Genomic DNA, 5,821 nt, shown 5'->3' with positions numbered 1-5,821 from the left:
CGCAATTCGGCGAAGTGCTGCTGCAGCGGCCGAACTTCCTGCTGCTGTTCTGGAACTCGGTCAAGCTGACCGTACCGACGATCGTCGGGCAGGCGGCCGTCGGCACGCTCGCGGGCTTCGCCTTCGCCAAGCTGTCCTTCCCGGGAAGAGATAAGTTGTTCTTCGTGTACCTGCTTACGATGCTGATGCCGTTCCAAGTGACGCTCGTACCGAACTATCTCGTCGCGGACCGTCTCGGTCTGCTGAACAGCTACGGCGCGATCGTCTGGCCCGGCGTCTTCGCCTCCTTCGGCGTGTTTCTGATGCGGCAATTCATGAACGGCATTCCGGAAGATTATTTGACGGCGGCCTCGATCGACGGGGCGGGCCGCCTGCGCGCGTTCGTCCATATCGCGCTCCCGCTCGCGAAGCCCGGAATCGCCGCGCTCCTGTTGCTGTCCTTCGCGGACCACTGGAACATGGTCGAGCAGCCTCTTTTGTTCCTGACCGAGCCGCTCCGCCAGCCGCTTTCCGTCTATTTGGCCCGCATCGCCGAAGGCGCCCGGGGCGTCGCTTTCGCCGCATCCGTGCTATATATGATGCCGATGGTGCTCATCTTCCTGTACGGAGAGGATCATCTCGTGGAAGGCATCCAAATGTCGGGCATCAAGGGCTGATCCGCGGCCTTCCCGCGACCTTTTCGGAAAAGGAGGTGTTGAAACCATGATTCAGCGAAAACGGACGCTGCGTTGGCTGATCGGTCTCTTCTTCGCCGCTCTGCTGACGCTCACGTTCTTATCCAACACGATTCAAAGCCTCTCGCTCCCCAAAGTTTCGGTCGAGACCCCCGAATTGGGCGCGCTCGAACGGAGCGTATCGGGAGAAGGCTTCCTTCGGCCCGCGCAGACGGCTTCGCTGTATCCGCAAGGCGACTGGACGGTCGAAGCGATCCATAAGCGCGACGGCGATCGGGTGAGGAAGGGAGATCCGTTGATCGACTTCGATACGGAGTCGACGCGGCGCGCGCTGCAGGACGAAAAAACGCGTTACGAGCAAAAGAAGCTGCAGATGGAAAAGCTGTTGGACCAGATGAAAACGGCGCTGCGCGACGGCGATACGACAGGCACCGACAACCAAAAGCGAGATCTTCAGGTGATGGAGCTCGATATGGACATCCAACGGCGAAGCATCGCCGATCTGGAACGGAGAATTGCGGAAGGCGGCACGTTGACCGCGCCTTTCGACGGCGTCGTGACGAAGGTGAACGCGTCGGAAGGCGCTTCGGTCGGACGCAGCCAGCCGGTGGTCGAGCTCGCCGACGACGCTTCCGGTTACAGCTTCGATTTCACGGCGGACAGCGACGACGCATCGGCGCTGCAAGTCGGCGCAGCCGTGAAGGTGTGGCTCGACGAGACGCCGAGGCGCAGCGTCGCAGGCCTCATCTCCGACATCGAAGACGCGTCCGAAGACGGCAGCCTGAAGACGATTACGATCGAGGTCGGCGGACCCGGCCTGGAGCCCGGCAAGAGAGCGTTCGTGGACGTCTCGCAGATGAGCGATGCGCGGGGGGTGAAGATCCCGAAGTCGACCTTGAAGAGCGACAGCGGCGGCGACTACGTGTTTACGGTTGCGGAAGAAGACGGGCCGCTCGGCACCGCTTATTATGTCCGGGCTACCTACGTCACGGTGCAAGAAGAGAACGGCGATACGGCCGTCGTGGAAGGCCTCATGCCGACCGACCGAGTGGTCGCGGAAGCGAGCGAGCCGATCGACGACGGCGATCGCGTTCGGTATTAACGATGGATCCGAAATCAAGAATCCTAGGAGGAATGAATCGATGAACAACCAGGTTCGAAACAAAGGATGGAAGCTGTCGGCGCTCGGAGTGCTGTGCGCCGCATTGACGGCGTGCGGATCCGGCAGCGCCCCGGCCGAAACCGGAGGCGAGACCGGCGCATCCGGGGAAATCGCCGCATCCGGCGGAAAGACGGCGGTCACCATGACCGTTATGACCAAAAACCGTTTCCTCGAAGAGGCGGAAGCGAAATTCGAAAGCGCGCATCCGGATATCGATATTCAAATCGAGGAAGTGGTGCCCGCGGACGATACCGCCACCGGCGGCAAGACGATGATCCGAATGGGGCCCGGCCAGAACATCGGCCCGTCCGCCGAAGAAGTGGATCAGTATGTCAATGCCGTCAATACCGCGATCATGTCGGGCAAGGCCGCGGACATCGTTTCGGCGGAGCACCTCCCCTACGAGAAATATGCGGAAGAAGGGCTGATCGCGGACTGGAACGAGCTTGCGGACCAAGACGGCGCCTTCGCCAAATCCGATTATTTCGAAAACATCTTCGACGGCGTATCGATCGGAGGCGGCTGGTACGGCATACCGACCTCGTATACGCTCGATGTCATGGTAGGCGACGCGTCCCTCCTCGAGAGCAGCGGCCTGAACGACGAAACGTGGACGTGGAACCAATTCATCGAACTGCTGGAAAAGGAAGGGCAAACCGGATCCGGGAAATTCGGCTTGTCTATGGTCGAGCCGGAAGATCTGCTTGCCGATCTCGTCGAGACGGTATACGAACAATTGGTCGCGCAAGACAACGGAGACGCCGTGTTTGACGGGAAAGCGTTCCAGGCCTATATGGAAAACGTAAAGAAGCTGTACGACGACGGGCTGGCGACCGCCGAACAGACCGGGCCCGGCAGCACGAACTTCAGCCTCGTTACGATGCAAATGCCGATCGAGGTCGCGTCGTCGTTTACGAAGTTGAGCGGGGAACACGACGCCTTGCTTCGCCCGCCGGGAACCGGGCAAGACGAAGGCATCCCGTTCAAATCGAACCAAGTGCTCGCGTTGAACGCGAACTCCAACGTCAAAGAAGCGGCTTGGGAGTTCGTCAAGTTTCTGCTTTCCCAGGAAATGCAGTCCTCCCCCGGGTTGATGAATTTTCCGGTGCATCGGGAAGCGCTGTCGGTCAAGTTGAAGGAGATGCAGGAGATGCTGGCGGGCGGCGGCGGAAAAGGCGGAAAGGGCCTTGTGATGAAGGGCCCGAACGGCGCGTCCGTCGAACTGACGGACGAAGACATCGAGCAAGTCTTATCCGTCATCCCTTCTGTCGGCAAGTATCTGAACAAGGACGCGAAAGTGCTGAACATGATTCGAGAAGAATCCGCGGCGTTCTTTTCCGGAAGCAAGACGGCGAAGGCGGTTGCCGACACGCTCGCCAACCGGATCGCGACCTATTTGAACGAGTAGCTTGCGGCCCTCCTTCGAATCGCTCGTCGCGCCCCATCTGTCCGATTTGCAGCGCTATTGCCGTTCGTTGACGAATTCGAAATGGGACGCAGACGAGCTGTATCAAGAGACGCTGCTGAAGGCTTTCCTTTACGTGCGAGCTAATGACGCGGAGCAAATAACGAAATCGTTTCTGTTCAGCGGCGCCAGACTGCTCTGGATCGACGCCTGCCGCAAACGGAAGACGCTCGGTCCGATCCCGGTTCCGGACCGAGCGGCGGCGGACGCGGATTACGTCGAAGTTCGCGCGATCGTCGAATGGCTGGCGGAGAAGCTGCCCGAACGTCATCTGGAACTATGGATGTTGTCCCGAGTTTTCGGTTATTCGCTGCAGGAAATCGCGGATCGAACGGGCGACACCGTCCCGGCCGTCAAATCGTCCCTGCACCGAATTCGGAAGAGCATCCGCGCCTGCGGCAAGACGGAGACGCCGCGCGGACGTTTCCGCGAGGCTCCGAACCTTCGGGTGGACCGATGGGTGAGGGCGGTGCTTCGGATGGAGCCGGCCCGCGCTCCGGCCGGGACCGGAAAATAACAATGCAGTTGCCAGAAGAGATAAAAATCTTTGTGGAGGATGGAGAACGATGGAGAATAAGAAAAGTAGAGCGCGTTCATTACAGAAAGGGCTGCTCGTGCTTTCGAGCGCCGCGGTCATCGCCGCTTCAGGCGGATTCGCTTGGCAGACGCCGTCGGCGTTCGCGGCGGCGACGGAGGCGGTATCGTCTGCAGGCGCCGAAGCGTCGGCCGATGCGAGCGCGATCGGCTCGGATTTTTATAAGCTGTTCGTGCAGCGTCACCTTCAATCGATGCTGTTCAGCGCGGCGTACGCATCGGAAACCGAGTTCGAAGACGTACTCACATCGATTCGGGACGGCCGTTCGCTTCTGGAGGCTACCGGGGAAACGGCGGCATCGCTGCGGGAAGCGGTGCTGGACGATTTCGCCCGAACGTTGGAGCTTGAAGTCACCAAAGGAGCCCTCTCCCCCTCTCAGGCCGATCAGGCGCGTCAAGCCGTCGAGGAATTCATCGACCGGGCGATCTCCGGCTCTTGGAGCGCCGCGGCGTCCGCCTTCGCCTTTCAGGAAAGCGGCGAGGACATTGTCGACCGCCGCCTCGCGAGCATCGTGCACGACGCCGCCGAATGGGCGGACCGGTGGGCGATCGACGTACGTCTTGCGCTTCGCGACGGTCTAACGTTGACGGCGGCGGCGACGCCGCCCCCGAAGGATTCGGACTCCGACGACGACGATGACGATGACGATGATGATAATTCGGCATTATATGAACGGATGACGCTGCCCGAGTACCTTGCCGACCTGTTGAAGCAAGACCTTGATAGAGGCGTTGAGACGGGACGGCTGACCGCGGAAGAAGCGGCAGCGCTCCGCGAGCAAGGCGTCGCCGAAATCTCGCGCATCTTGACCGAACCCGGTTACGAGCCGGAAGCTACGGAGTGGATGGAGCGCTTCGGCGAAGACCTCGTGAACGATCGGATCGCTTCCGTCCGATTCGATACGGCCCTCCTCTCGGACGAGTCGATCGGCGACGCGCTGTCGGCGCTGGCTCGCGGGGACAGCCTAGCCTCGGTTGCCGACATGTCCGAGAGCGAGCTGACGGGGGCTTTGGTCGCGAAAGCCGAGGAAGCGATCGAAGCGGCTTGGAGAGCCGGCGCGATCACCGCGGCGCTGGCCGACCGGCTGAAGCAGGACGCGGCTTCACTGCTGGAAGCGGCCGTGAAGCCGGCCCCGGCGGCGGCGCCGCAGGAGGCGGAAGGAGATGCCGCCGTCGCCGACGCGAGCGTTCGCCGCATCGTCGAGCAGAGCGTTATCTTGGGAGAGGAAGAGTTGACGCCGGGTGAGCTGCGCGCCGCATTGGCCTCTGGCCGGACGATCGCTCAGGCGGTCGACGTGGAAGAAGACGTATTGCTGTCCTCGCTGCAGTGGTCCGCCGACCGCTACATCGACGGCGAGGTCGCGGCCGGAAGACTTGCGCCCGGAGCCGCCGAGCCGACGAAGGCGATGGCGCGCGAACGGCTCGCGAAGGCGGTCTCGACGCCGGGCTATACCGTGAAAGTGGATGCGGAAGCGTACGCGAAGGAACGCCTCGACAGGATACTGGCGGATGCCGCGGCGCTTGCGGTTCTGTCGGAGGACGAAGTCCTGTCGGAAGACGAGCTGCTTCGACGACTGGCTCAAGGCGATCCGTTGGCGGAAGCCGTCGGGATGTCGAAGGACGACTTGCTCTATAAGCTCGCCGACGCGGTGAACCGCGAGCTGATCGCGTTCGTCAAGGACGGCGGCATGACCGAGGAAGAGAGCGCGCAGGCCCTATCGGCTTATATGGCGGCCGTTCGCGAGCTCATAAAGAAATAGCGGGACCCGCGCGGTACGATGACATCGCACGAGAAAAAAGGGACTGTAAAATTTACTGTGTAAACTCTCCAATCAATCTATTATTCTAAAAGGAAAGGTTGGATTGGAAGGATGAGCACAGTGGCCCCGAAGTTCAGCAAGGATCAAGTAAAAGCCTTCATCAAAG

The 5,821-nt window shown here is 61.0% G+C and carries 5 protein-coding genes; all 5 read left to right on the top strand.

All coding sequences use genetic code 11. The features are described 5' to 3' along the window. Positions 1–656: carbohydrate ABC transporter permease (locus RIN49_RS28710; protein ID WP_309123515.1), on the top strand; the 656-nt coding region annotated here is incomplete at its 5' end. A 46-nt stretch (positions 657–702) separates the two neighbouring features. After that, positions 703–1,776 carry an efflux RND transporter periplasmic adaptor subunit gene (locus tag RIN49_RS28705; protein ID WP_309123514.1) on the top strand — a complete coding sequence of 358 codons (1,074 nt, stop codon included), beginning with the start codon at positions 703–705 and terminating at the stop codon, positions 1,774–1,776. Positions 1,777–1,816: 40 nt separating this feature from the next. Next, complete coding sequence (locus RIN49_RS28700) at positions 1,817–3,244, top strand: ABC transporter substrate-binding protein (RefSeq protein ID WP_309123513.1); 1,428 nt, start codon at positions 1,817–1,819, stop codon at positions 3,242–3,244. Position 3,245: 1 nt separating this feature from the next. After that, positions 3,246–3,818 carry an RNA polymerase sigma factor gene (locus tag RIN49_RS28695; protein WP_309123512.1) on the top strand — a complete coding sequence of 191 codons (573 nt, stop codon included), beginning with the start codon at positions 3,246–3,248 and terminating at the stop codon, positions 3,816–3,818. A gap of 49 nt (positions 3,819–3,867) precedes the next feature. Then, positions 3,868–5,655, top strand: coding sequence for a hypothetical protein (locus tag RIN49_RS28690; protein WP_309123511.1), 1,788 nt, complete (start codon positions 3,868–3,870; stop codon positions 5,653–5,655). Positions 5,656–5,821: the final 166 nt, after the last annotated feature.

It is taken from the genome of Paenibacillus sp. (genome assembly GCF_031177825.1).
Lineage (GTDB): Bacteria > Bacillota > Bacilli > Paenibacillales > YIM-B00363 > Paenibacillus_AE.
Note: the sequence above shows the minus strand (reverse complement) of the source record. Positions and strands in the feature narration are given on the sequence as shown.